General features: G+C 49.4%; 1 protein-coding gene. It reads left to right on the top strand.

The features are described from left to right. Nucleotides 1–539 (top strand): thiamine pyrophosphate-binding protein (locus ACWHAR_RS31315; RefSeq protein ID WP_452088959.1); only part of this gene is annotated, 539 nt, incomplete at both ends.

Here is a 539-nt window from a genome sequence, read left to right as displayed (position 1 = left end):
GGCTGTGCTTCCGATTTACGATAAGCTATACAATTCAGGGTTGGTACATATCCTTCCCCGTCACGAACAAGGAGCAATTCATGCAGCGGAGGGATACGCAAGGGTCTCCGGAAAACCGGGTGTCGTCATTGCCACGTCAGGGCCGGGAGCGACAAACCTTGTTACAGGCCTTGCTGATGCCATGATTGATTCATTGCCGTTAGTTGTCTTTACAGGGCAGGTAGCAACCTCTGTAATCGGGAGCGATGCATTTCAGGAAGCAGACATTTTAGGGATTACGATGCCAGTAACAAAACACAGCTACCAGGTTCGCCAGCCGGAAGATCTGCCGCGCATCATTAAAGAAGCGTTCCATATTGCAACAACTGGAAGACCCGGACCTGTATTGATTGATATTCCGAAAGATGTAGCAACAATTGAAGGAGAATTCAGCTACGATCATGAGATGAATCTCCCGGGATACCAGCCGACAACAGAGCCGAATTATTTGCAGATCCGCAAGCTTGTGGAAGCCGTGAGCAGTGCGAAAAAACCGGTGA

It is taken from the genome of Bacillus sp. LR--39 (assembly GCF_053613335.1).
The sequence above is the reverse complement of the archived record's forward strand: the minus strand, read 5'-3'. Positions and strand labels throughout refer to the sequence as shown.